At 56.3% G+C, this 22,505-nt stretch carries 22 protein-coding genes and 2 pseudogenes; 20 read left to right on the top strand and 4 right to left on the bottom strand.

What is annotated here, in order from left to right; genetic code table 11:
* The first annotated feature begins 6 nt into the window (after nucleotides 1–6).
* From iscA to NA637_RS06480, 16 genes are all read left to right on the top strand, one after another.
* On the top strand, nucleotides 7–330 hold the full coding sequence (gene iscA / locus NA637_RS06555; RefSeq protein WP_256071522.1) for an iron-sulfur cluster assembly protein IscA: 324 nt from the start codon (nucleotides 7–9) through the stop codon (nucleotides 328–330).
* An 8-nt stretch (nucleotides 331–338) separates the two neighbouring features.
* On the top strand, nucleotides 339–860 hold the full coding sequence (hscB, locus tag NA637_RS06550) for a co-chaperone HscB (protein ID WP_256071521.1): 522 nt from the start codon (nucleotides 339–341) through the stop codon (nucleotides 858–860).
* Between the two features lie 41 nt (nucleotides 861–901).
* Nucleotides 902–2,764 carry a Fe-S protein assembly chaperone HscA gene (gene hscA, locus NA637_RS06545; protein WP_256071520.1) on the top strand — a complete coding sequence of 621 codons (1,863 nt, stop codon included), beginning with the start codon at nucleotides 902–904 and terminating at the stop codon, nucleotides 2,762–2,764.
* A 5-nt stretch (nucleotides 2,765–2,769) separates the two neighbouring features.
* The gene (gene fdx / locus NA637_RS06540) at nucleotides 2,770–3,108 is read left to right on the top strand and encodes an ISC system 2Fe-2S type ferredoxin (RefSeq protein WP_256071519.1); all 339 of its coding nucleotides are present in this window, start codon (nucleotides 2,770–2,772) and stop codon (nucleotides 3,106–3,108) included.
* Between the two features lie 13 nt (nucleotides 3,109–3,121).
* The gene (gene iscX, locus NA637_RS06535) at nucleotides 3,122–3,319 is read left to right on the top strand and encodes a Fe-S cluster assembly protein IscX (RefSeq protein WP_256071518.1); all 198 of its coding nucleotides are present in this window, start codon (nucleotides 3,122–3,124) and stop codon (nucleotides 3,317–3,319) included.
* 235 nt (nucleotides 3,320–3,554) lie between these two features.
* Nucleotides 3,555–3,986, top strand: a complete 432-nt coding sequence (gene ndk / locus NA637_RS06530) for a nucleoside-diphosphate kinase (RefSeq protein ID WP_256071517.1) — start codon at nucleotides 3,555–3,557, stop codon at nucleotides 3,984–3,986.
* A 20-nt stretch (nucleotides 3,987–4,006) separates the two neighbouring features.
* Complete coding sequence (gene rlmN, locus NA637_RS06525; RefSeq protein WP_256071516.1) at nucleotides 4,007–5,155, top strand: 23S rRNA (adenine(2503)-C(2))-methyltransferase RlmN; 1,149 nt, start codon at nucleotides 4,007–4,009, stop codon at nucleotides 5,153–5,155.
* 14 nt (nucleotides 5,156–5,169) lie between these two features.
* Complete coding sequence (gene pilW, locus NA637_RS06520) at nucleotides 5,170–5,928, top strand: type IV pilus biogenesis/stability protein PilW (protein WP_256071515.1); 759 nt, start codon at nucleotides 5,170–5,172, stop codon at nucleotides 5,926–5,928.
* The gene (locus NA637_RS06515) at nucleotides 5,925–6,914 is read left to right on the top strand and encodes a RodZ domain-containing protein (protein WP_256071514.1); all 990 of its coding nucleotides are present in this window, start codon (nucleotides 5,925–5,927) and stop codon (nucleotides 6,912–6,914) included. Before pilW ends, NA637_RS06515 begins: the two co-directional genes overlap by 4 nt.
* A 2-nt stretch (nucleotides 6,915–6,916) precedes the next feature.
* On the top strand, nucleotides 6,917–8,029 hold the full coding sequence (gene ispG, locus NA637_RS06510) for a flavodoxin-dependent (E)-4-hydroxy-3-methylbut-2-enyl-diphosphate synthase (protein WP_256071513.1): 1,113 nt from the start codon (nucleotides 6,917–6,919) through the stop codon (nucleotides 8,027–8,029).
* A gap of 14 nt (nucleotides 8,030–8,043) precedes the next feature.
* On the top strand, nucleotides 8,044–9,327 hold the full coding sequence (gene hisS, locus NA637_RS06505) for a histidine--tRNA ligase (RefSeq protein WP_256071512.1): 1,284 nt from the start codon (nucleotides 8,044–8,046) through the stop codon (nucleotides 9,325–9,327).
* Between the two features lie 40 nt (nucleotides 9,328–9,367).
* A complete protein-coding gene (locus tag NA637_RS06500; protein ID WP_256071511.1) occupies nucleotides 9,368–10,009 on the top strand; it encodes a YfgM family protein in 642 nt (213 codons plus the stop codon).
* Between the two features lie 4 nt (nucleotides 10,010–10,013).
* A complete protein-coding gene (gene bamB, locus NA637_RS06495) occupies nucleotides 10,014–11,162 on the top strand; it encodes an outer membrane protein assembly factor BamB (protein WP_256071510.1) in 1,149 nt (382 codons plus the stop codon).
* 106 nt (nucleotides 11,163–11,268) lie between these two features.
* The gene (gene der / locus NA637_RS06490; protein WP_256071509.1) at nucleotides 11,269–12,747 is read left to right on the top strand and encodes a ribosome biogenesis GTPase Der; all 1,479 of its coding nucleotides are present in this window, start codon (nucleotides 11,269–11,271) and stop codon (nucleotides 12,745–12,747) included.
* Between the two features lie 89 nt (nucleotides 12,748–12,836).
* Nucleotides 12,837–13,985, top strand: coding sequence for a pyridoxal phosphate-dependent aminotransferase (locus NA637_RS06485; protein WP_256071508.1), 1,149 nt, complete (start codon nucleotides 12,837–12,839; stop codon nucleotides 13,983–13,985).
* Entirely contained in the window at nucleotides 13,973–14,767 is a 795-nt protein-coding gene (locus NA637_RS06480) for an amidohydrolase (protein ID WP_256071507.1), read from the top strand. Before NA637_RS06485 ends, NA637_RS06480 begins: the two co-directional genes overlap by 13 nt.
* A 13-nt stretch (nucleotides 14,768–14,780) precedes the next feature.
* Here the strand turns inward: NA637_RS06480 and NA637_RS06475 are convergent, their stop codons facing one another.
* The 3 genes and pseudogenes from NA637_RS06475 to NA637_RS06465 all read right to left on the bottom strand — a co-directional run.
* Nucleotides 14,781–15,161, bottom strand: coding sequence for a DUF2784 family protein (locus tag NA637_RS06475; protein ID WP_256071506.1), 381 nt, complete (start codon nucleotides 15,159–15,161; stop codon nucleotides 14,781–14,783).
* Between the two features lie 4 nt (nucleotides 15,162–15,165).
* Nucleotides 15,166–15,792 carry a DUF2238 domain-containing protein gene (locus NA637_RS06470; protein WP_256071505.1) on the bottom strand — a complete coding sequence of 209 codons (627 nt, stop codon included), beginning with the start codon at nucleotides 15,790–15,792 and terminating at the stop codon, nucleotides 15,166–15,168.
* 102 nt (nucleotides 15,793–15,894) lie between these two features.
* Nucleotides 15,895–16,398 (bottom strand): annotated as a pseudogene (locus NA637_RS06465) (endonuclease); the annotation flags it as partial.
* Nucleotides 16,399–16,491: 93 nt separating this feature from the next.
* Between NA637_RS06465 and NA637_RS06460 the strand changes: the two are divergent.
* The 4 genes from NA637_RS06460 (at nucleotide 16,492) to NA637_RS06445 (ending at nucleotide 21,569) form a co-directional block, all read left to right on the top strand.
* Nucleotides 16,492–17,631, top strand: a complete 1,140-nt coding sequence (locus tag NA637_RS06460) for a tyrosine-type recombinase/integrase (protein ID WP_256071504.1) — start codon at nucleotides 16,492–16,494, stop codon at nucleotides 17,629–17,631.
* A 2-nt stretch (nucleotides 17,632–17,633) separates the two neighbouring features.
* The gene (locus tag NA637_RS06455) at nucleotides 17,634–19,295 is read left to right on the top strand and encodes a hypothetical protein (protein WP_256071503.1); all 1,662 of its coding nucleotides are present in this window, start codon (nucleotides 17,634–17,636) and stop codon (nucleotides 19,293–19,295) included.
* Between the two features lie 251 nt (nucleotides 19,296–19,546).
* Nucleotides 19,547–21,169: a tyrosine-type recombinase/integrase gene (locus NA637_RS06450; RefSeq protein WP_256071502.1), complete on the top strand. Its 1,623-nt coding sequence runs from the start codon at nucleotides 19,547–19,549 to the stop codon at nucleotides 21,167–21,169.
* Nucleotides 21,162–21,569: a TetR family transcriptional regulator gene (locus NA637_RS06445; protein WP_256071501.1), complete on the top strand. Its 408-nt coding sequence runs from the start codon at nucleotides 21,162–21,164 to the stop codon at nucleotides 21,567–21,569. Before NA637_RS06450 ends, NA637_RS06445 begins: the two co-directional genes overlap by 8 nt.
* A gap of 372 nt (nucleotides 21,570–21,941) precedes the next feature.
* Here NA637_RS06445 and NA637_RS06440 read toward each other — a convergent pair.
* Nucleotides 21,942–22,400, bottom strand: a pseudogene (locus NA637_RS06440) (IS5-like element ISPst5 family transposase); the annotation flags it as partial.
* Nucleotides 22,401–22,505 lie beyond the last annotated feature (105 nt).

Here is a 22,505-nt window from a genome sequence, read left to right as displayed (position 1 = left end):
GTATCGATGGCTATCAGCATGACAACCGCCGCTGCCGATCACGTGCGCCGTTCTTTGGAAGGGCGCGGCAAGGGGCTTGGGGTCCGGTTGGGCGTACGGACCACCGGCTGTTCCGGCCTGGCTTACGTGCTTGAGTTCGTCGACGAAGCAGCCGCAGAGGACTCGGTCTTCGACAGCCATGGCGTGAAGGTGATCATCGATCCGAAGAGCCTCGTGTACCTCAACGGGACGGAGCTCGACTTTGTCCGCGAGGGGCTGAACGAGGGCTTCAGGTTCAACAACCCTAACGTGCGTGGCGAATGCGGCTGCGGCGAAAGCTTCAATATCTGAGGAGCACTGTGGGAACTCCCTGCCACTACGCGCTGTTCGAGCTGCAGCCGACATTCGATATCGATCCGGAGATGCTGTCGTCTCGTTACCGCGAGCTGGCGCGTAAGGTTCATCCTGACCGCTTTGTTGACGCTGGTGAGACCGAGCAGCGTTACGCGATCGAGCGCTCGACGAATCTGAACGAGGCCTATCAGACCCTGAAAAGCCCGTCGCGTCGGGCTCGCTACCTGCTGATGCTCGAGGGTCGCGAGGTGCCACTGGAGGCGACCGTTCAGGATCCTGCTTTCCTTATGCAGCAGATGCAGTGGCGCGAAGAGCTCGAGGAGCTGCAAAGCGATGCGGATATCGCAGGCATAGCTACCTTCAAGGCTCGCCTCAAAGTGGCTCAGCAAAATCTCAATGATTCTTTCGCCGGTATCTGGCGGGATGAGTCGCAGCGTGAGGAGGCGGAACGGCTGGTGCGCCGCATGCAATTCCTCGACAAGCTGTCTCAGGAAGTGCGCCAGTTAGAAGAGCGCCTCGACGATTAACCCCGCGTAGCGCCAGACGCTGCGCCCGATATCAGACAGACATGGCCTTACTTCAGATAGCTGAACCCGGACAAAGCCCGCAACCTCACCAGCGTCGCCTGGCGGTTGGCATAGATCTGGGCACTACCAATTCACTCGTTGCAGCCCTGCGTAGTGGCTCAACCGCACCGTTGGCCGATGCCGATGGCGAGGTGATTCTGCCGTCCGCGGTACGTTATCACAGCGATCAGGTTGAGGTGGGGCGGGCGGCGAAAGCTGCTGCGGCCAGCGATCCGTTGAATACCATTTTGTCCGTCAAGCGTTTGATGGGGCGCGGTATTGGTGATGTGAAGCAACTGGGTGTGCAGCTGCCGTATCGATTCAGTGAGGGGCAGTCACAGATGCCCTTCATCGAGACGGTGCAGGGCGCGAAAAGCCCGGTAGAGGTCTCGGCGGAGATTCTTCGCACGTTGCGTGAACGTGCGGAGGCAGTCTTGGGGGGCGAGCTGGTCGGTGCGGTGATCACGGTGCCGGCATATTTCGATGATGCGCAACGTCAGGCGACCAAGGATGCTGCACGTCTCGCTAATCTCAACGTGCTGCGCCTGCTCAACGAGCCTACCGCCGCCGCCGTTGCCTATGGTCTGGACCGCGAAGCTGAAGGGGTCGTGGCGATTTATGACCTGGGGGGCGGCACCTTCGATATTTCCATCCTGCGTCTGACCCGGGGTGTGTTCGAGGTGCTGGCTACCGGTGGCGATACCGCGCTGGGTGGGGATGACTTCGATCATGCGGTCGCCGGCTGGATTCTGGCTAAGGCCGGTGCCTCACAGGATCTCGATCCGGGCACCCAGCGTGAAGTGCTGAAAATTGCCTGTGATGCCAAGGAGCAGCTCAGTGAAGCCGAAGCTGTCGAAGTACGCTACGCCGGTTGGCAGGGCGTTCTGACGCGTGCCATGTTCAACGAACTCATCGATCCGATGATCGCTCGCAGTCTCAAGTCGTGCCGGCGCGCGCTGCGTGATTCGTCTGTAGAGCTGGAAGAGGTCCATGCGGTGGTCATGGTCGGCGGTTCCACTCGTGTACCGCGGGTTCGTGAGCGGGTTGGAGAACTGTTTGGTCGGGATCCGCTGACCGACATCGATCCCGATCAGGTGGTCGCCATTGGCGCAGCAATTCAGGCCGAGACGCTGGCCGGCAACAATCGCGATGGCGAGGAGCTGTTGCTGCTGGATGTGATTCCTCTGTCGCTCGGGCTGGAAACAATGGGCGGTCTGATGGAAAAGATCATTCCGCGCAATACCACCATTCCGGTCGCCCGAGCCCAGGAGTTCACCACGTACAAAGACGGCCAAACGGCCATGATGATCCATGTGCTGCAGGGTGAGCGTGAGCTCATTGCCGATTGCCGGTCTCTGGCTCGCTTCGAGCTGCGGGGCATCCCGCCAATGGTGGCCGGGGCGGCGAAGATCCGTGTCACCTTCCAGGTCGATGCGGACGGGCTGCTCAGTGTTTCGGCGCGTGAGCTGGCGTCCGGCGTCGAGTCGAGTATCCAGGTGAGGCCGTCCTATGGGCTGACCGATGGCGAGATTGCTCGCATGTTGGAAGATTCGTTTCATAAGGCCAGTGAAGACAAAACGGCCCGAGCGCTTCGTGAGCAGTTGGTCGATGCGCAGCGATTGCTTGAGGCGGTTGAGGGGGCATTGGCAGTTGATGGCGAGCGTTTGCTGGATGATGACGAGCGAGCGGCGATCGAGTCGCAGATGCAGAAATTGCGTGGGCTTCTTGATAGTCAGGATGGCCTAGCCATCGAACGCCAGGTCAAGCGTCTTAGCCAGATTACCGATGCCTTTGCAGCACGCCGACTAGATTCCACCGTCAAGGCCGCGTTGGCCGGACGGCGGCTTAACGATATCGAGGATTGAACCAGATGCCGCAGATTGTTTTCCTGCCCCATGCCGAGCATTGTCCGGAGGGGGCGGTAGTGGATGCTCAGCCCGGTGAGACGGTGCTCGACGCTGCGCTGCGAAATGGCATTGATATCGAGCATGCCTGTGAAAAATCCTGTGCCTGCACGACCTGCCATGTGGTGATCCGTGAGGGCTTTGCTTCTCTGGAAGCCTCCGACGAGCTGGAAGATGACATGTTGGACAAGGCGTGGGGGCTCGAACCTACCTCCAGGCTGTCCTGTCAGGCTGCTGTCGCGGATATGGACTTGGTAGTCGAGATTCCGAAATACACCATCAATCAAGTGTCCGAAGGTCATTAAGGCGAGGTGAGTCATGGCGCTTAAATGGTCTGACGTATTGGATATCGCGATCGAGCTGGCTGAGCGCAAGCCTGACGTGGATCCCCGCTACGTGAATTTCGTCGAACTGCATCGTTGGGTTGTCGAGCTGCCGGAATTTTCTGACGATCCGACGCGTGGCGGCGAAAAGGTTCTGGAAGCCATACAGGCGGCCTGGATAGAAGAAATCTAGAGTAGTGGCAAGTGCAAGCCTTGGGTAGGGTGGGCTTCAGCCCACCAGCATCGACACCGGCAAGGTGAAGCCCATCCTACGAGGCTTGAGGCTTGAGGCTTGAGGCTTGATCTTCCGGCCTTTAAGCCTTCAGCGCTTCCGGCCCATCAGGCTGCCCTTATATTTTTCGACCTGACCCGCGTATAATTCGCGGGTTTACTCGTTCGCTTTAACCTATCGTTTTCTGGAGTTTCAAATGGCCCTGCAACGCACTTTCTCCATCATCAAGCCTGACGCCGTCGCCAAGAATGTTATCGGTGAAATCACCGCTCGTTTCGAGAAGGCTGGTCTGCGTGTCGTCGCTTCGAAGATGGTCCAATTGTCCGAGCGTGAAGCGGGCGGTTTCTATGCCGAGCACAGCGAGCGCGGCTTCTTCAGGGATCTGGTCGCGTTCATGGTTTCTGGTCCGGTCATCGTTCAGGTGCTCGAAGGTGAAGACGCGATCGCCAAAAACCGTGAGCTGATGGGCGCTACCAACCCGAAGGAAGCAGCTCCTGGCACTATCCGCGCCGATTTCGCCGTCTCCATCGATGAGAACGCTGTTCATGGTTCCGACTCCGAGGCGTCCGCTGCTCGCGAAATCGCCTACTTCTTCTCTGCCACCGAAGTGTGTGCCCGCATTCGCTGATCAGGCGAAGGTGAATCCAGATGACTTCGACTACCGGTAAAGTGAATCTGCTGGGCCTGACCCAGCCTCAGTTGGAAAGCTTCTTCGATTCAATAGGGGAGAAGCGCTTTCGTGCCGGTCAGGTCATGAAATGGATTCACCACTTTGGCGTCGATGACTTCGATGCCATGAGCAATATTGGCAAGGCCTTGCGCGAAAAGCTCAAGGCCTCTGCCGAGATCCGCGGCCCCGAAATTGTCAGCGAAGACATTTCCACCGACGGCACCCGCAAATGGGTGGTGCGGGTGGCTTCGGGTAGCTGTGTGGAGACCGTCTATATTCCCCAGGGTGGGCGGGGCACGCTCTGCGTTTCCTCCCAGGCTGGCTGCGCGCTGGACTGCAGTTTCTGCTCGACGGGCAAGCAAGGTTTCAACAGCAACCTCACCGCTGCCGAAGTGATCGGTCAGGTGTGGATTGCCAACAAGTCGTTCGGCTCGATACCGGCGAAGGTCGACCGCGCCATCACCAACGTCGTCATGATGGGCATGGGCGAGCCCTTGCTCAACTTCGATAATGTCGTCGCCGCCATGCAAATCATGATGGACGACCTCGGATACGGTATCTCCAAGCGCAAGGTGACCCTTTCGACATCAGGCGTAGTGCCGATGATCGACGAGCTGTCCAAGGTCATCGACGTGTCGCTGGCGCTGTCACTGCACGCGCCGAACGATGAATTGCGTGATCGGTTGGTCCCGATCAACAAGAAATACCCCTTGGAGATGCTGCTCGCGGCTTGTCAGCGCTACATTTCCAATCTGGGCGAAAAGCGTGTTCTAACGATCGAATACACGTTGCTGCAGGGCGTCAACGATCAGCCTGAACATGCACAGCAGATGACCGCCCTACTGGCGAAAATTCCCTGCAAGATCAACCTGATTCCCTTCAACCCCTTCCCGCATTCCGGATATGAGCGGCCGAGCAACAATGCAATTCGTCGTTTTCAGGACATCCTGCGCAAAGCCGGGCACAATGTAACGGTGCGTACCACTCGCGGTGAGGATATCGATGCCGCCTGCGGCCAGCTGGTCGGGCAGGTATTGGATAGAACACGCCGAAGCGAGCGCTACATCGCAGTGCGCCAGCTGCAATCCGAGCCAGTGACGGCGCCCGTTGCTGCGAACCGTTCCTGAGGGGGATGCTGTTGATGACCTTGCGCGTTGCGCTGCTGTTTCTGCTCGCCAGCCTGCTGGTTGGCTGCGTGTCTTCCGGGTCGGGCAACCCGATGCGTACCTCCGAAGGGCGCGACGAAGCGCGAGATGCCTATGTTCAGCTTGGCATCGGCTATTTGCAGCAAGGCGAGGCCTCTCGTGCCAAATCGCCGCTACGCAAAGCGCTCGAGCTGGATCCGAACAGTGCAGATGCCCACGCCGCATTGGCCTTGGTATTTCAGAACGAGATGGAAAATCAGCTGGCAGACGAGCATTACCGCAAGGCGCTATCCAGTCGCAGCGACGCCCGCATTCTGAACAACTACGGCAGTTTTCTGTTCGAGCAGAAGCGCTATCGGGAGGCAATGGAACGCTTCTCGCAAGCAGCCGAAGATAATCTCTATTCAGGGCGCTCGCACGTCTTTCAGAACATGGGCATGACCGCATTGATGCTGGGCCAGCGCGAGCAGGCCGAAACCTATTTCACTCGCGCCCTGCGCCTCGACAGTCGACAACCACGCGCACTGCTCGAATTGGCCATGATGGCGTATGAAGACAGGCAGTACGTTCCTGCAAAACGCTACTACGACGGTTTCAGCAGCCTTTCCGAGCAGAATGCCCGCAGTCTGTTGCTGGGCATTCGTTTGGCGAAAATCCATCAGGACCGCGATCAGGCGGCGAGCCTGGGTTTGCAGCTAAAGCGCCTGTATCCGGGGACGCCTGAATATCGCCAGTTTCTTTCGGAGCAACAATGATAGCGCCCCATTCTGATGCCGCTGCCCCGACGGCCCTGGCCAACCCTGGCGAAACGTTACGCGCCGCACGCGAAGGCAAAAACTGGTCTCTTGCTGCGGTAGCCAAGCAGCTCAATCTGTCGGAACGATCGCTCACCCAGATCGAGGCGGGGGACTTCAGTCAGCTGCCTGGCCACACATTTGCCCGCGGCTACGTTCGTGCTTACGCCAAGCTTCTGGGCCTGGACCAGAATCGTCTGGTACAGCAGTTCGACCAACATACCGGTACGGATGCAACCGGCAGCAGCGTCAATAGCCTCGGCCACATTGATCAGCCCGTGCGCCTGTCGCGCAGCATGGTGCGCTTCTTTACCTTCATCCTGACGCTGGTAATCGGCATAGGTGCCTTCCTGTGGTGGCAGGATCGCTCGGCGCGTACCGAGTCGGGCCCAGCGGTGTCCGCACTCGAGCGAATTGAGGTCGAGGCTGCAGACGGTACCACCGAGATTCATCTGCTCGACCGAGCTGAGGAGCCTGTTGAACCCCTGATCGAGGAACGGGCTGACTCGATTCCATCGGACACCAGCGACGAGGCCCAGGTAGCCAGCACCGAAACGTTGCAGTCAGACGCGCAGCCGGCAGTCGAAACGGCCGCTGGAATGCCCATGCAACAGGACGAGACTGCACCGTCCAGTGAGGCGCCGGCCGCTGCGGAGGCCGACGCCACGCGAGCCCAGGTCGCCGAAGTGGAGGCGGTCGCACCGGGGGAGGGTCGTCTGACCTTGGACTACACGGCGGATAGTTGGACCCGGGTTACCGATGCGAACGGGAAGGTTCTCTACAGCGGCCTGGCCAAGGCTGGCAGCAGTCGCACCCTGGTCGGTAAAACCCCGCTAGATCTGCACCTGGGCTTTGCGTCTGGTGTGCAGGTCAGCTTCAACGGTGAAGCCGTCAGTCTTTCTGGCAAAACGCGCGGCGCGACTGCGCGTCTCAAGCTCGGACAGTAATCATGCATAGTGAGTCTCCCATCAAGCGTCGCCCTACTCGAAAAATCTGGGTAGGCAACGTACCGGTCGGCGGCGATGCGCCTATCGCCGTACAGAGCATGACCAATACCGAAACCTGCGATGTGGATGCCACGGTTGCCCAGATCGAGCGGCTGAGGAATGCCGGAGCTGACATCGTGCGTGTGTCAGTACCTTCGATGGAGGCGGCCGAGGCGTTCGGCAAGATCAAGCAGCGCGTCAGTTTGCCGTTGGTGGCGGACATTCATTTCGACTACCGGATCGCTCTACGCGTCGCCGAGCTTGGCGTCGATTGCCTGCGCATCAACCCCGGTAATATCGGTCGCGAAGACCGTGTCCGCGCCGTCGTCGAAGCGGCGCGGGACCGCGGCATCCCGATCCGCATTGGCGTCAATGCCGGTTCGTTGGAAAAGGATCTGCAGAAAAAGTACGGCGAGCCGACGCCCGAGGCGCTCGTGGAATCTGCGTTGCGCCATGTCGAGCATCTCGACCGGCTGAACTTCCCTGATTTCAAAGTCAGCGTCAAGGCCTCTGACGTGTTCATGGCGGTGGCTGCCTATCGTCTCTTGGCGGACAAAATCGAACAGCCTTTGCACCTGGGCATTACCGAAGCCGGTGGCTTGCGTTCGGGTACGGTGAAGTCGTCGGTAGGGCTGGGCATGCTGCTCGCCGAAGGCATCGGCGACACCATCCGGATTTCCCTGGCCGCCGACCCGGTAGAAGAAATCAAGGTCGGTTTCGACATTCTCAAGTCGCTGCGTCTACGTTCACGCGGGATCAATTTCATCGCCTGCCCGAGTTGCTCGCGCCAGAACTTCGACGTGGTCAAGACCATGAACGAGCTTGAGGGCCGGCTTGATGATTTGCTGGTGCCTTTGGACGTCGCGGTGATCGGCTGCGTTGTGAATGGACCCGGGGAAGCCAAGGAAGCGCACATAGGTCTTACGGGTGGCACGCCGAACAACCTTATATATATCGACGGGAAACCAGCGCAGAAGCTGAACAATGACAATCTGGTCGATGAACTGGAACAGTTGATTCGCCGCAAGGCCACCGAGAAGGCTGAGACTGACGCTGCGCTGATTCTGCGCAGCTGAACTAAGGAAACGAATTGAGCAAGTCCCTGCAAGCCATTCGTGGCATGAACGATATTCTGCCGGCCCAGACGCCGGTCTGGCGCTATCTCGAGACAACCTTCGCACAGCTGCTCGATAGCTACGGCTACAGCGAGATTCGTCTGCCGATTCTCGAATTCACCGATCTGTTCGCCCGTGGAATCGGCGAGGGGACCGACGTGGTCGACAAGGAAATGTACAGCTTCCTGGACCGGAACGAGGAATCACTGACGCTGCGTCCTGAGGGCACTGCCGGTTGCGTGCGCGCGGTGCTCGAGCATGGCATGACCGGGGGCGGACAGGTACAGAAACTCTGGTACGCAGGGCCCATGTTCCGCTATGAAAAGCCGCAGAAAGGCCGCTATCGTCAGTTCCACCAGATCGGTGTTGAGGTGTTCAATCAGCCGGGTCCGGATATCGATGCCGAGCTGATCGCGCTTACGGCTCGACTGTGGAAGAAGCTTGGCCTATCCGGTGCAGTCACCCTGCAGTTGAACAGCTTAGGTTCCAGCGAGGCGAGGGCGACCTATCGGGACGCGCTGGTGGCGTACCTGCAACAGCATTTCGAGCAACTCGACGAAGACAGCCAGCGCCGTCTGACCAGCAACCCGCTGCGTATTCTCGACAGCAAGAACGCTCAGACCCAAGCGCTGCTCGTCGATGCGCCGAGCTTGCATGACTATCTCGACCAAGAGTCACGTACGCATTTCGAGGGCCTCAAGGCCCGTCTCGAAGTGGCGGGAATCGACTACCAGATCAATCCCAAGCTGGTGCGGGGCCTGGATTACTACGGCCGGACCGTGTTCGAGTGGGTGACCGATAAACTGGGCTCGCAAGGTACCGTTTGTGCGGGTGGTCGCTATGACGGGCTTGTCACTCAATTTGGCGGCAAGCCGACGCCGGGCGTAGGTTTCGCCATGGGTATCGAGCGTCTGGTGTTGTTACTCGAGACGCTCGAATTGGTGCCTGAGGAGCTTAATCAGCCGGCCCATGTGTACATCTGTGCCTTTGGTGAGGCGTCCGAACTGGCTGCACTCGGCCTGGCGGAGCGATTGCGCGATGCGTTGCCCGGCCTGCGCTTGCTGGTCAACGCGGGCGGCGGAAGCTTCAAGAGTCAGTTCAAGAAAGCTGACAAGAGCGGCGCCCGGTTCGCACTGATTCTGGGTGACGACGAACTGGCCGGCCGCGTGGTAGGTTGCAAGCCGCTGCGCGACGATAGCGAGCAACAAAGCATTGCCTGGGATGCTCTGCCCGAGTGTCTGGCTGCCTGTTTGGCGTGAGCAAACAGGTCCGATTTCAGCGAATGTAAGGAGTGACGGTGTGACCTCGGGTACCGAAGAAGAACAGCTGGCGCAAATCAAGGAATGGTGGCAGCGGAACGGCAAACCATTGCTGATGGGAGGCGCGCTTGCTCTGGTGCTGGTATTTGGCTGGCAGTTCTGGCAGAAGCACCAGCTCAATCAGGCCCAGAGCGCCTCGACGATCTACCAGCAGCTGCTGAATGCCGCGTTGGAAGAAGGTAATGCAGATACCGCCGAGGTCTCGCGCTTGGGCAATCTGCTGCAGAAAGAATTTGCAGGTTCCCACTACGCTCAGTACGGCAGCCTCTTCGTCGCCAAGGTGGCGGTGGAGTCCGGACGTCTCGACGAGGCCGCGACAGAGTTGCAGGCGGTGCTGGACAAGCCGGCCGACAAGACCCTGGAAGAGCTGGCTCGCCAACGTTTGGCCCGTATCCTGGCGGCTCAGGACAAGGCCGAAGAAGGGCTCGCGCTGTTGGAAGGCGACGCGGTTGAAGCATTTGCTGCCAGCCGCGAAGAGTTGCGGGGTGATCTGCTGGTCAAGCTTGAGCGTCCTGACGAGGCCCACGCTGCCTATTCCAAGGCGAAGGAATTGCTGTCGCAGGATGCTGCAATTGGTGGCCTGCAGCTGAAACTTGACGATCTGGCTCGTGGAGAGGCGTGAATTGATGCGTTGGAAAACTGCAGCATTGCTGACCCTGGCCGTCCTGGCGGCGGGTTGCAGCAGCAATGACAAGAAAGAACCCGAGCCCGCCGAACTGGTCAAGTTTGACGCTGAAATCCAGCTGAAAGAACAGTGGAGCCGCTCCATCGGCGATGGCCAGGGCGAGACCTACAATCTGCTGACTCCCGTTGTCTACGGTAACGAGCTATTTGCTGCCGACGTTGAAGGGTTGGTCGTGGCCATGGACCGCACGACCGGCAAGGTCAACTGGAAGAACGACCTGGAGGTCCCGATCTCGGGTGCAGTGGGCGCTGGCTATGGTCTGATTCTAGTCGGTACGCTACGGGGTGAAGTGTTGGCGCTGGATGTTTCGACCGGCGAAGAACGTTGGCGCAGCCAGGTCAGCAGCGAGGTACTTGCTGCGCCGGCCGTGAACGGCGATGTCGTGGTGGTCCAAACCCAGGACGATCGCGTCATTGCGCTCGAAATCGACACCGGAGCGCAACGTTGGAGCTACGAAAGCTCGCCGGCGGTGCTGACGCTACGGGGGACTGGAGCGCCACTGCTGACCAATCAATTGGCAATCGCCGGCCTTTCCACTGGCAAGGTGGTGGCGCTGGACACCCGCCGTGGCTTGCCGATCTGGGAGCAGCGCGTCGCCATTCCACAAGGCCGTTCCGAACTGGAGCGCGTAGTCGATATCGATGGCGGGCTGCTACTTTCAGGCGGCACCTTGTATGTCGCCTCCTTCCAGGGCCGTGCTGCGGCGCTGGATCTGGAGAGCGGTCGGATTCTCTGGCAACGCGATGCGTCCACGGCGACCGGCCTTGCAATGGGGTATGGCAGTGTCTACGTGAGCCAAGCCGACGGCACGGTGCTAGGCATCGATGAGCGATCGACAACCGTGCTGTGGAGCAACGATTCGCTGCTGCGTCGGCAGCTTTCCGCCCCGGCGGTTTTTTCCAGCTACGTCGTGGTGGGAGACAAGGAGGGCTATCTGCACTTCCTCAGCCAGGTCGATGGGCGTTTCGTCGCGCGAACTCGCGTCGACAGCGCCGGGGTGCGAGCCCGACCCGTGGTCGAAGGTGACTGGCTGTATGCCTACGGCAACGACGGCAAGCTTGTCGCAATGACCATTCGCCAGGCGGATTGACAGCCTCACGTCGTGCACCTTGTTCCGTCCAGGCGGAACAACAAATAGTCGGCCGCTGCCTTGCAGCGGCCTTCGTGTTTTCTGAAATATCGCAGTGGAGAGCCGCATGGTTCCCGTAATCGCCCTGGTGGGCCGCCCGAACGTTGGCAAGTCCACCCTGTTTAATCGTCTGACCAGAAGCCGTGACGCCATTGTCGCGGAATATGCCGGTCTGACCCGTGACCGCCAGTATGGCGAAGCCAAATGGCAGGGCCGCACCTACATCGTCATCGATACCGGCGGCCTTACCGGGGACGAGCAGGGCATTGACGCGAAGATGGCCGAGCAGTCCTTGCAAGCCATGCAAGAGGCCGATGCGGTCATGTTCATGGTCGATGCACGTGCCGGTATGACACCTGGCGACCAGATGATTGCCGAGCACTTGCGCAAGATGAACAAGCGCCACTTCCTGGTGGCGAACAAGGTCGACAGCATTGATCCCGACATCGCCCGGGCGGAATTCAGTCCGCTGGGCCTCGGCGATGCTCTACCGATCGCCGCGGCCCATGGCCGTGGCATCAGCCATATGCTTGAGCAGGCGCTCGGTGTGTTTCCCAAGGACAACGCCGAGGTTGCTGAAGACGAGGGCGAAGAAGGCGAAGCGGTAGCCGAAGGCGAGGAACTCAAACGCATTCCGGGGCCGAGCGAGAAGGATGGCATCAAGATCGCCATCATCGGCCGGCCCAACGTGGGCAAGTCGACATTGGTCAACCGCATGCTCGGTGAGGAGCGGGTCATTGTCTATGACCAGGCCGGTACTACCCGCGACAGCATCTACATTCCGTTCGAGCGTGATGACGAAAAGTACACACTGATCGATACGGCCGGTGTGCGTCGCCGCGGCAAGGTCTTCGAGGCCGTGGAAAAGTTCTCGGTGGTCAAGACGCTGCAGGCGATTCAGGACTCCAACGTGGTGATTTTCGTCATGGATGCCCGTGAGGGCGTCGTCGAACACGACTTGAACCTGCTTGGTTTCGTGCTGGAAAGCGGCCGCGCGCTGGTTATCGCGCTGAACAAGTGGGACGGCATGGAGCCGAGTGAGCGCGACTATGTAAAGACCGAGCTGGAGCGCCGGTTGTTCTTCGTCGAGTTCGCCGACATCCACTTCATCTCCGCCAAACATGGCACCGGCGTTGGCAATTTGTACAAGTCGGTGCAGGCCTCGTTCACTTCAGCCGTGACTCGATGGCCCACCAGCCGTTTGACGCAGATCCTTGAAGACGCGGTTCGCGAGCATGCGCCGCCGATGGTTGCCAGCCGGCGAATCAAGCTGCGTTATGCACACCTGGGCGGCGCCAACCCGCCGCTCATCATTATCCATGGCAACCAGGTCGACTCGGTCCCCAAGTCCTATACGCGTTATTTGGAGAACACTTACCGACGCGTTCTGAAGCTGGTCGGTACGCCCATCCGTATCGAGTACAAGGGCGGCGAAAACCCTTTCGAAGGCAAGAAGAACACCCTGACCGACCGTCAGGTAAACAAGAAGCGTCGCCTCATGTCCCACCACAAGAAGGCCGAGAAGAAGCGCCGCGACAAGCGGTAGAGCCGACAAGAGCGATGGAGGCTGAAGGCTGGACGACCGGGATCGCGGCGGTGCATGCTCAAGCCTCAAGCCTCAAGCCTCCGATGCCCATGATCACCAGTAAACTGCCCAACGTTGGCACGACCATCTTCACCACCATGTCCCAGCTGGCCGCGGACACCGGTGCGCTGAATCTCTCCCAGGGCTTTCCCGATTTCGATGGCCCCGACGCGCTGCGCGAGGCGGTTGCCCGGCATGTGATGGAAGGGCACAACCAATACGCGCCAATGACCGGCTTGCCGGCCCTGCGTGAGCAGGTGGCACTCAAGGTCAGCTCGCTATATGGCCGCCAGGTCAGCGCCGAGGCCGAGGTCACGATCACGCCCGGGGCGACGCAAGCGATTTTCTGTGCGATCCAGGCGGTGATCCGGCCAGGTGACGAGGTCATCGTCTTCGATCCTTGCTATGACAGCTACGAGCCGGCCGTGAAACTCGCCGGCGGCGTTTGTGTGCATCAGGCGCTGAGCCTGCCGGACTTTGCCATCGACTGGCAGAAGCTCGCCGATGCGATTACCCCACGCACGCGGATGATCGTGCTCAATACGCCGCACAATCCCAGTGGCGCATTGATCGAAATGGCTGATCTGGATCGCCTGGCGGTGCTGATCCGCGATCGCGACATCTATCTGCTCAGCGACGAGGTCTACGAGCATCTTGTGTTCGACGGCCGCGAGCACGCCAGCGTGTTGCGTCATGATGAGCTGTATCAGCGCGCCTATGTCATCAGCTCCTTCGGCAAGACCTACCATGTTACCGGTTGGAAAACCGGCTACGTAGTGGCGCCCGCCGCGCTCAGCAACGAGCTGCGCAAGGTGCACCAGTACGTCAGTTTCACCGGTGTCACGCCGTTGCAGTGGGCGTTGGCCGATTTCATGGCGGCGCATCCCGAGCATCTGGCGGAACTGCCTGCGTTCTACCAGGCCAAGCGTGATCTGTTCTGCGATTTGCTGGCCAACTCGCGCTTCCGCTTCACGCGCGCCGCGGGCACCTATTTCCAATTGGCCGATTATTCCGCGATTCGCCCGGATCTCGGAGATGTCGCCATGGCAGAGTGGCTGACCCGTGAACACGGTGTGGCCAGTATTCCGATTTCGGTGTTCTACCAAACGCCTCCTGCAGAGTCGCGGCTCGTCCGCTTCTGCTTCGCCAAACGAGAGGAGACGCTGCGCCAAGCAGCAGAACGACTATGCGCGATCTGAATAATTTACCCGACCTTGAACTGGCGCTGATCCAGACGACGCTGGTCTGGCAGGATGCCGCTGCCAATCGTGAGCGCTTCATCGGGCTGCTGGATGACGCCCGCGGCGCGGACTTGATCGTCCTGCCGGAGATGTTCACCACGGCCTTTTCGATGAACTCCGCCGAGCTCGCCGAGCCTGAAGAAGGCCCGACCTACGCCTGGTTGCGCGAGCAGGCGGCCCGTATGGATGCGGTGATCACCGGCAGCGTGATCATCGAGGCCGCCGATGGCAGCCATCGCAACCGTCTGCTCTGGGCCCGGCCGAACGGCGAAATGCTGCACTATGACAAGCGCCATCTGTTTCGCATGGCAGGGGAGCACAAGCACTACACGGCGGGTGAAAAACAGGCTCTGTTCGAACTCAACGGCTGGCACGTGCGCCCGCTGATCTGCTATGACCTGCGCTTTCCGGTGTGGAGCCGCGATCCCCATGATACCGACCTGCTCCTTTATACGGCCAATTGGCCGGCAGCCCGGCGTAGTGCCTGGAATCGCCTGTTGCCCGCGCGCGCGATCGAGAACCTCTGCTACGTCGCGGCGGTGAATCGGGTCGGGGAAGACGGCAAGGGCTATCCCTACAGCGGCGACAGCCAGGTACTGGACTATCTCGGCGATCCGCTGCTCGAAGCCGGCGATGCTGAAGGGGTGTTCCGCACAACGCTTCGCGCGGCTCATCTGGCCAAGTTTCGCAGTAAATTCCCCGCTTACCACGATGGCGACGCTTTCGAGCTGAAGCTTTAAGCAGGAGTGGAAGTCAGCGGCGCGCTGTTGATGGATGCCGGTGACGCCACGCCAGGCCGCCATAGATGAGTGCGTTAACCAGTACCACCACGGCAGCCAACAGATATTGCACTGGCACGCTCAGCCAGGCGGGGTAGATCAGTGGTAGCAGGTAATGTTCGATGAAGCCGGCCTCGTAGCCTGCGTTCCCGGCCAGCCGCCTCAGCAGGTTTTCCCAATGGGTGAGTGGGCAGGGGCGTCCGCTCAGCTCAACGAAGAGGCCCCAGGCGATCGCTGGAAGGTGCAACAGCAAGAATCCGCGTTTCCAGGCAACGAGCAGGCCGCCCAGCAACACGAAGACGATGAAGGCGAGATGCAGCAGCAGAACTGCATCAGCTCCAAGTCGATAAAGCACCGCGCTACACCGCTGCGCCTGCCCCGCCCAGCCGGCGGATCTGCCGGTTTTGCGGCCGCGCCAGTAGGGTGACGGAGAGCCCCGCGCCGATCAGCGCCATGAGCATGTCCGACTGGGTATCCCAGGGGTCGCCCTGCGTACCGAGGAAGTCTTCCGCGCCCTGGCCGGCAAGGAGCGCTACCCACCATTCGATCAGCTCGTAAAAGGCGCTGAACGCCAGCGCGACGCAAAGCGCTAGGAAGCCCAGCATCTTGCCTTCGGCGATGAAGCGACGGCGCAGCAGAATCTCCCGCGTGAGCAGGGCCGGCGTGACGCCCTGAATGAAATGGCCCAGCTTGTCATAAGGGTTGCGGGCGAGGTCAAACCAGTCCTGCACCCAGAACCCCGGCGGCACGCGGGCATAGGTATAGGTGCCACCAACAATCAACACCAGCGCATGGATGGCGATCACCCAATAAAGCAGGTGGGTCAACGGAAAGCGCCGGTGACTCCAGATCAGCAGTGGGGCGGCGATCAGCACTGGCGCTACCTCAAGCAGCCAGGTTGCGCGGTCATAGGGTGCAACAGCGGAACAGATCAGTGCCAGCAGTACACCCGATCCCAGCGCTGCGTAAAGCGTGCGGTCTTGCATTGGCGTCGCCATGATTAACGGTCGAGCCGGCAGCATGCAGTGCTTGCGGGGTTAGCCGCAACTGTAAGCGCGGCGAGCCTCGGCTTGGCAAAGCTGCGTCATCTAGCCTTCTCGACCTGGTGCTGAGGCTGCACGCGAAAGCGAACGGCCGCAGCGCCGCAAGTCGATTGCACCGATGTATGGGTTGGCATTGCCCTGTATGCAGGCGACGCTGCGGTTGCGCCACCGTTCCCACTCGTCGACCGGGAATTGGCGATTCCAGAGGTCATACAGGCGGCGATCCTGCTTCGACAGCCGCAATCCGTAGCGCTCGCTCATGTACAGGTAGGTGCGGGCAATGGCGCCTCGGGCATAGGTCGGTGGCATGGCGGTGCGCTGCTTGAAATTCACTACGAAGGGGCAGGCGCCGTACTGGCTGGGCTTTTCGCTGAGCATGCCGAAGCCGTAATTGCTGCGGTCGCCGTTCACTTCACCGACCACAGGTACCAGGTTGTGCAGATCGGCTTCCGCCTGGCTGAACACCGGGTCGGTAGACGTGCAGTGTTTGCGTCCACCGTCCTGCCAGCATTGGCGCTGATGGCCGATCACCCATGCGGGAACGATGTGAAATGTGCCTGTTAAATAGTTACACATTTCCTTGTCGTAGGAGTCTGGGGTGTCTACCGTGACTCATATTGCAAGCTTTATGGGGCGGGTGAGATGGAGTTGGTCTTCGCAAATGAGGGGTTCCAAATAAACGGGGTTAGCTACCCTGGATTTCCTATCATCCTAACAGCAGAACTACGGTCAATTCCCGAGGTAAGCGCCTTCTTGATTTACCGCTGCCTTCACAGGGGGCGAGTTGAAAGTAAACATACATGGGCCTCATACGGGCAAGCCCTTTACGACTATTTAGGTTTTCTAAATGCTGCCAATCGAGACTGGAGAGATGTTGGTTTTTTTGAGCTGGGCTCGAGCCCACTGGCTGCATACCGTGACTGGTCGATGCGTAGTTGCGGGCTTAGCGAAAACACCATAAATCTTAGACTGCGAGTTGTTTGCTCTTTCTATAACTATGCAAGGCGCCAAGGTTGGATAGAGAGGGTTCCATATGATGTTGAAACAGTAAGGGTCGCAGTCCATTCTGTATTTTTGGCTCATGTGGATGTAACTGGAGGATATGTCGCTTCTCCCGATATACTAGTGAAGGGGAAGAGAGCAGCAATAAAAATTTTAACTAAAGAGCAGGTTAGAATTTTTTTAAATGCCGTAAGTTGTTCTACTCAAAAGCTTATTGCACGACTAGCCCTAAGTAGTGGGTTGAGGAAGGAAGAGCTCCTTACATTTCCAAGCTCCTATATATTTGATCCCGCTAAAATATCTAAAGGCAGTTCTCACTTTAGAGTTTTCTGTAGTCCAAAGGATATGGAGCTTAAGGGGAATAAGGCGCGGGAGATTGACATCCCTCGCTCGCTTATGGCGGCGCTATGGCAGTACAAAATTCATGAGCGTAATCGGAGTATGCAGACCTCATGTGTAGAGTCAATTCCGTTGTTTCTATCTAGGTATGGTGTGCCTTACAGTCCTAAAGGCCAGAGTCTAAACCATATGTGGAAAGATCTGGGGCTTCCTTTCACAGTCACTCCTCATATGCTCCGTCATACCTATGCGACGCATACACTCCATGACATGCGCAGGCGTAAGAGTGTTATAGATCCGTTGCTATATGTGCGGGATAGGCTCGGCCACTCCAGTGTGGCTACTACGCAGAGGTACTTGCACTTAATTTCTATGATTGAAGATGATGTTATGGGAGAGTATCAAGAATTTATTGATTCTGTCTGCGTTGGAAGAATATGAATATGGCGCGCAAAGATTTTTCTTCTGCTGCTCTGGTGATAGATAAAGGCTCATCTAGCCCCATCATTGCGGATCATCTGTCAAAGACCATTAATTTTGTTCCGGAGAGTTATGTGATTAACTTTCCGGAAAGTCCGTTGACAGTGCGGAAATTGGATTTCGGGCGATATTATGGTGTAGGGTGTGATGAGGTTACCTATTATTGCCATAAAGTCATAGAAGTGCTGCTCGGGTCTGCTATAGCTTCGCAAGGTAAGACTAAGTCCGTGGCGAGTATTATTACTTATGCAAAGCGCGTTTCGAGAAGCTTTTTATGTTATTGCTCGTTTATGTCAATGGCTATGAAGGGTGAGATAGGTTTGCGACATATTGATAGGGGGTTTGTTGCATCTTTTATTAGATATCTCGAGGCCTCTGGTGCTGGATATACAACTCAGAAAAATATTTACACCTGTTGTAAGTCAGTGCTTGGCGAATTGGTACGGTGTGGGTTACTTTCAAGTGATATATTTCCTCCTAATCCTTACCCGCACTCCAATAGGAGGAAAAGTAGTGAAAAAGCTTTTTCAAAGAAAGAGTTTACACAAGTTATTAATGCTTTGAAAAGAGAGGTGATTGCACTAAAAGAGGCGTCTGGTCCTATTTTGGCGGAAGGCTTGGCCTTTTGTGCGGTTGCAATTGTAGCTCGTACTGGATTGAATCTTACGCCTTTAATCGAACTTTCCATGAGTTGTTTGCTTCCTCATCCGCTTAGGCGTGATCGTAGTATTTTGATTACTTATAAGCGCCGCGCTCATAAAGTGAACTGTCAGTCAGTTAGTAGTGGCGCTGTGTCAGCGCTGGATGATGAAGTAGATACCCTGAGTGTGGTGCTGCCCGATATTTCCGCTATTATAAACATGGTCGCAGAAAGGAATGAGTCTATAAGGAGTAGGGGGGAGTGGAAAGATAGGCTATTCGTTCGTGAGCGCCCCTTAAAGAATCCTGATGAAAGAACTCCTGCACCTATAACTATTAATACTATTAATCGAGCTTTGGAGGCGCTGGTAGTTCGTCATGAGTTGATTTCTGATAATGGTGATAGACTGGTTGTTAATGTGTCTAGATTAAGGAAGACCTTTGCAAATAAAATATGGGAGCTCTCAGGTAATGATCCTTTTTTAACTGCAATGTTGGCTGGAAATACTCCAAAAGTCCTCCTAGATAGTTATTTGGAAGCGCCGGCTGATGCTGAGAAAAATTGGGCGTTGATGGGGGAGGTTCGTAATAAAGAACTTCTCGAAAATGATCATACCGATTTTGGTATTATTCCGGTAAAAGAGGTAAATACTGCTGTGGCCCGTTGCAAGGATACCGTTAACGGGCACAGGGCTCCCAAGAATGGGAGTCATTGTGTGGAGTTCTTAAACTGCTTTCGCTGCAGCTCTTTTGTAGTGACTGCGGATGACCTGCATAGATTATTAAGCTTCTATTGGTTGTTGGTTCGTGAGCGCGGGCGAATCGGTGCAAAAAAATGGGTGAGGTTATATAGGCATATAATTAAAATTATTGACGAAAAAATCTTGCCTAAATTTGATAAGTCCACTGTTGTGGCTGCTAGGGAAAAAGCTAGGCAGAATCCTCATCCATTTTGGAAAGATCCTGAAATTTTGGGGTTGGCATAATGATTTTGGCTAAGGGTGTTAGCTATTATCAACAAGAAGCACTGAGAAAGGCTCGTGAAGGTCACACGCACCTGCCTATAGCAGTCACCGCTACACGGCTAGGGGACGGGACATACAAAGTCTTAAGTTATCTCGCGGATGACGTTTGGCGATTCCCAAACGCGATTTTTCCACCAGGGACTGCTGACCACGATAAATGCATTCGATTCGGTAAGATTCCAGAGCGTTGGCGCTCAGTTCTGAAAATAGTTATGCTTGAATACTATTTAAACGGCATAGAGGGCCGGGTGCGACCAGTCGGATCTTCGTTAATTTCTTTTTTCAAAAATGTATCATTATTTTTGAAGTTTGCTGATGCTTATGTCGAGTGCTTGTCTGAAATTTCAGAATTTCTGTGTATGCAGTATGTTAATTATTTAAAAAATAGTAGCAGTAGATCTGGTGATAAGTTTTCTAAGTCCTATCTTTGTACGCGATTTAGCTCGGTGCACACACTGCATCTGCTCAGTAAAGTTACTACTACTCCCATGGTGCACCCTTGGCCTGAAAGTAGCGCGACTGAGTTGTCAGGCGCAAATCGTGCTCACTGGGCCCAATCAAAGACCTTGCCAATTCCAGATAACAAGCTCGCGGAAATTTTTCGTGCGGCTGTATCACGTCTAGAGCGCGCAGACGAGACATTAGCGCTTGCGGAAATGGTTTCCGATTGGCAAACCCAATATTCCTATTCTGGCACTGTAAACGCAAAACTTGCGGCTACGGGATACCGGGGTGGCATTTTAGGGTTGAGACTTGAGAAAAATCTCCTGCTAGATGCCTGCAGTATCGTCATTCTTCTAACGAGCGGTATAAGAGTTTCAGAGCTCATGAGCTTAAAAGTAGGCGCTCACTACGTACGTGATGGGGAAGATGGTACTAAGTTTTACTGGATGTCTGGAGTATCCACAAAGACCAAAGAGGGTAAGGTAGATTGGCTAGTCACAAAGCTTACCCATGAAGCGCTAGATGTTGCGGGGAAGGTCACCGCAGAGATTCGTGCCGAGCTAAATGATAGATACAGTTTGGCTAAGTCGGCAAATAATCTGATAGAGATGCATGATTATGAAGCGCATCTCGATTCTTTGTTCCTTGGGTGGGGAGGGCATGCACATAAACTCCAAGTTTTTGCTGCACAAACCATTAGGGCAAGATTAAAGCGGTTTATGCTGGCTCATAATATTGACTGGGAGGTCGCGCCACACCAATTTAGAAGGACGTTCGCTCGATATGTGGCTCGCAGTCAACTCGGTGATGTTCGTTATCTTCGTGATCATTTCAAACATTGGACGCTGGATATGACTGCGATATATACAGAGGATCAAGTTAGAGATAAAGAGCTGTTTGATGAAATCTATGTTGCAATGCGTCACGAAAAGATGCTGGTGCTTGAAAGTGTTTTTGAAGAAGATGCATTAGTTTCTGGTGGTTTGGCAGAGACCATTCGTATTTTTCGATCCTCTGATGAGGCGATTCGGACTTACAAAAGCCGCCGTGAAATGGTTCAGTTTGTATCGGAGGTTGTGCATCTGAGAAGTACTGGTATTGCATGGTGTACTGCAGATAGTACGGGCTGCTCCGGTGGCAGTGTCTTGGATAAAACTCGATGCGGTGATTGCTCGAAAAGTCTTATCGATGAATCGCGGCTGCCACATTGGGTAGGCATATATGCTCAAATGTTGGAGCTTAAAGCTATCGCTAATGACTGTGGTCCAGGTGCGGGTGCACGAATTGACAGCGATATTCGACGGTGTGAAGTCGTCCTTCAAGAGCTTGGAGCTGATATTGAGGAGCTTAAGCTCGGTGTTTTACTTGAAGGGGGGCTTCGTCATGCATAAAGAAGATCGAATATCGGGAACCGAAAAAAAGTTGCTAGATGCTTTAAAGCGGATCCAGCACGGACGTACGAGGATAGTAGAATCTAGTAGAAAGTTGTCTATTGCCTCGGTTGCCGAAGAGGCAGGTATGAGTCGTGCAACAATCCATAATCGCTATCCCCGTGTTGCCGAAGAAATTCGTACTGCTCTCGGTCAGGGGCATCGAGAAAAGATTGTCAAAGGACTGGAGGCTCAGCGAGAGATGCGCGATATAATCAAGGAGCTCCGTATAGAAATTAATGGATTGAAAGCTATGAAGGTTAAACTCGTGTCTATCAACGAAAGTCTCGAAGCAGAACTGAGGATGCTTCGAGCTATTGTCGACTCAAAAAATGTCAAAGCGTTGAAGTCCAGAGGTTGAGTGTGACTATTTCAGGGCGAGCTATGGCAGTGGCTTAGTCCGGTTATGCCAGAGTTCTAGCATCAAAATTCCCTAGTCAAAATCATAATGAAGTGCCCCTTCGTAAGCAGCTGTTAGAGATTTTGTTTGGCATGGATACAGTTGTTTGCGAAGAACCTCTTCCGCCGATTCTGTTGGAAAAGTTGGTTTTTGAGATGTCAGCTTTGGACGGTTAAAAAATACATTAGGGATGGTCTGAAGTAGTCAGGTATTTCTGGCTGACTCCAGCCCTTGCCGATTTCAAAACGGTGATTCGGCTAAAAAACGATCAAATCATCCCCTCTTTCCGGATTTATAGCCGGCGCGAGCACCTCGCGCCGGCCATTTCCCGCATTACAGACGCACCTCTCCTGCATTCGTCAGCAAATGTCGGCGCGCCATCCACAGGTTCGACAGCGCGAACAGTGTCACCAACTGCGCGGTGTTCTTCGCCAGGCCACGGAAGCGTGTCTTCACGTAGCCGAATTGGCGCTTGATCACCCGGAACGGGTGCTCGACTTTGGCGCGCACCTGGGCCTTGGATTTCTCGATCTTGCGCTTGGCTTTGTACAGCGCACTGCGCTTACTCAGCTTCTTGTACGTACTGCGGCGGGCCGCAATCTGCCAGATCACCTCCCGGCCTTCATGTTCCGGGCGTTTCTCTACGCCGGTGTAACCCGCGTCGGCGCCGACCATGTTTTCCTTTCCATGCAGCAGTTTGTCGACCTGGGTAACGTCAGCAACGTTGGCTGCCGTCCCCACCACGCTGTGCACCAGGCCAGACTCGGCATCCGCGCCGATGTGGGCCTTCAGTCGGGTAAAGCAGGAGTGTTACCACTCCTGCCTCCCCTAAGAACCGTACTTGAGAGTCACCCCTCATACGGCTCAAGCCTTCCAGCAGCCTGAGTGAGACTGGGT

The organism is Stutzerimonas stutzeri (genome assembly GCF_024448935.1).
GTDB classification, from domain to species: domain Bacteria; phylum Pseudomonadota; class Gammaproteobacteria; order Pseudomonadales; family Pseudomonadaceae; genus Stutzerimonas; species Stutzerimonas stutzeri_AO.
The sequence above is the reverse complement of the archived record's forward strand: the minus strand, read 5'-3'. Positions and strand labels throughout refer to the sequence as shown.

Bases quoted from the DNA above. Each gene is read 5' to 3' on its own strand.
- rlmN (WP_256071516.1), top strand. From the start codon at position 4,007: ATGACTTCGACTACCGGTAAAGTGAATCTGCTGGGCCTGACCCAGCCT.
- iscX (WP_256071518.1), top strand. From the start codon at position 3,122: ATGGCGCTTAAATGGTCTGACGTATTGGATATCGCGATCGAGCTGGCT.
- NA637_RS06515 (WP_256071514.1), top strand. From the start codon at position 5,925: ATGATAGCGCCCCATTCTGATGCCGCTGCCCCGACGGCCCTGGCCAAC.
- ndk (WP_256071517.1), top strand. From the start codon at position 3,555: ATGGCCCTGCAACGCACTTTCTCCATCATCAAGCCTGACGCCGTCGCC.
- NA637_RS06450 (WP_256071502.1), top strand. From the start codon at position 19,547: ATGCTTGAATACTATTTAAACGGCATAGAGGGCCGGGTGCGACCAGTC.
- ispG (WP_256071513.1), top strand. From the start codon at position 6,917: ATGCATAGTGAGTCTCCCATCAAGCGTCGCCCTACTCGAAAAATCTGG.
- pilW (WP_256071515.1), top strand. From the start codon at position 5,170: ATGACCTTGCGCGTTGCGCTGCTGTTTCTGCTCGCCAGCCTGCTGGTT.
- iscA (WP_256071522.1), top strand. From the start codon at position 7: ATGGCTATCAGCATGACAACCGCCGCTGCCGATCACGTGCGCCGTTCT.
- NA637_RS06460 (WP_256071504.1), top strand. From the start codon at position 16,492: ATGGAGTTGGTCTTCGCAAATGAGGGGTTCCAAATAAACGGGGTTAGC.
- fdx (WP_256071519.1), top strand. From the start codon at position 2,770: ATGCCGCAGATTGTTTTCCTGCCCCATGCCGAGCATTGTCCGGAGGGG.
- bamB (WP_256071510.1), top strand. From the start codon at position 10,014: ATGCGTTGGAAAACTGCAGCATTGCTGACCCTGGCCGTCCTGGCGGCG.
- hscA (WP_256071520.1), top strand. From the start codon at position 902: ATGGCCTTACTTCAGATAGCTGAACCCGGACAAAGCCCGCAACCTCAC.
- NA637_RS06480 (WP_256071507.1), top strand. From the start codon at position 13,973: ATGCGCGATCTGAATAATTTACCCGACCTTGAACTGGCGCTGATCCAG.
- NA637_RS06445 (WP_256071501.1), top strand. From the start codon at position 21,162: ATGCATAAAGAAGATCGAATATCGGGAACCGAAAAAAAGTTGCTAGAT.
- NA637_RS06470 (WP_256071505.1), bottom strand. From the start codon at position 15,792: ATGCAAGACCGCACGCTTTACGCAGCGCTGGGATCGGGTGTACTGCTG.
- NA637_RS06455 (WP_256071503.1), top strand. From the start codon at position 17,634: ATGGCGCGCAAAGATTTTTCTTCTGCTGCTCTGGTGATAGATAAAGGC.
- der (WP_256071509.1), top strand. From the start codon at position 11,269: ATGGTTCCCGTAATCGCCCTGGTGGGCCGCCCGAACGTTGGCAAGTCC.
- NA637_RS06485 (WP_256071508.1), top strand. From the start codon at position 12,837: ATGATCACCAGTAAACTGCCCAACGTTGGCACGACCATCTTCACCACC.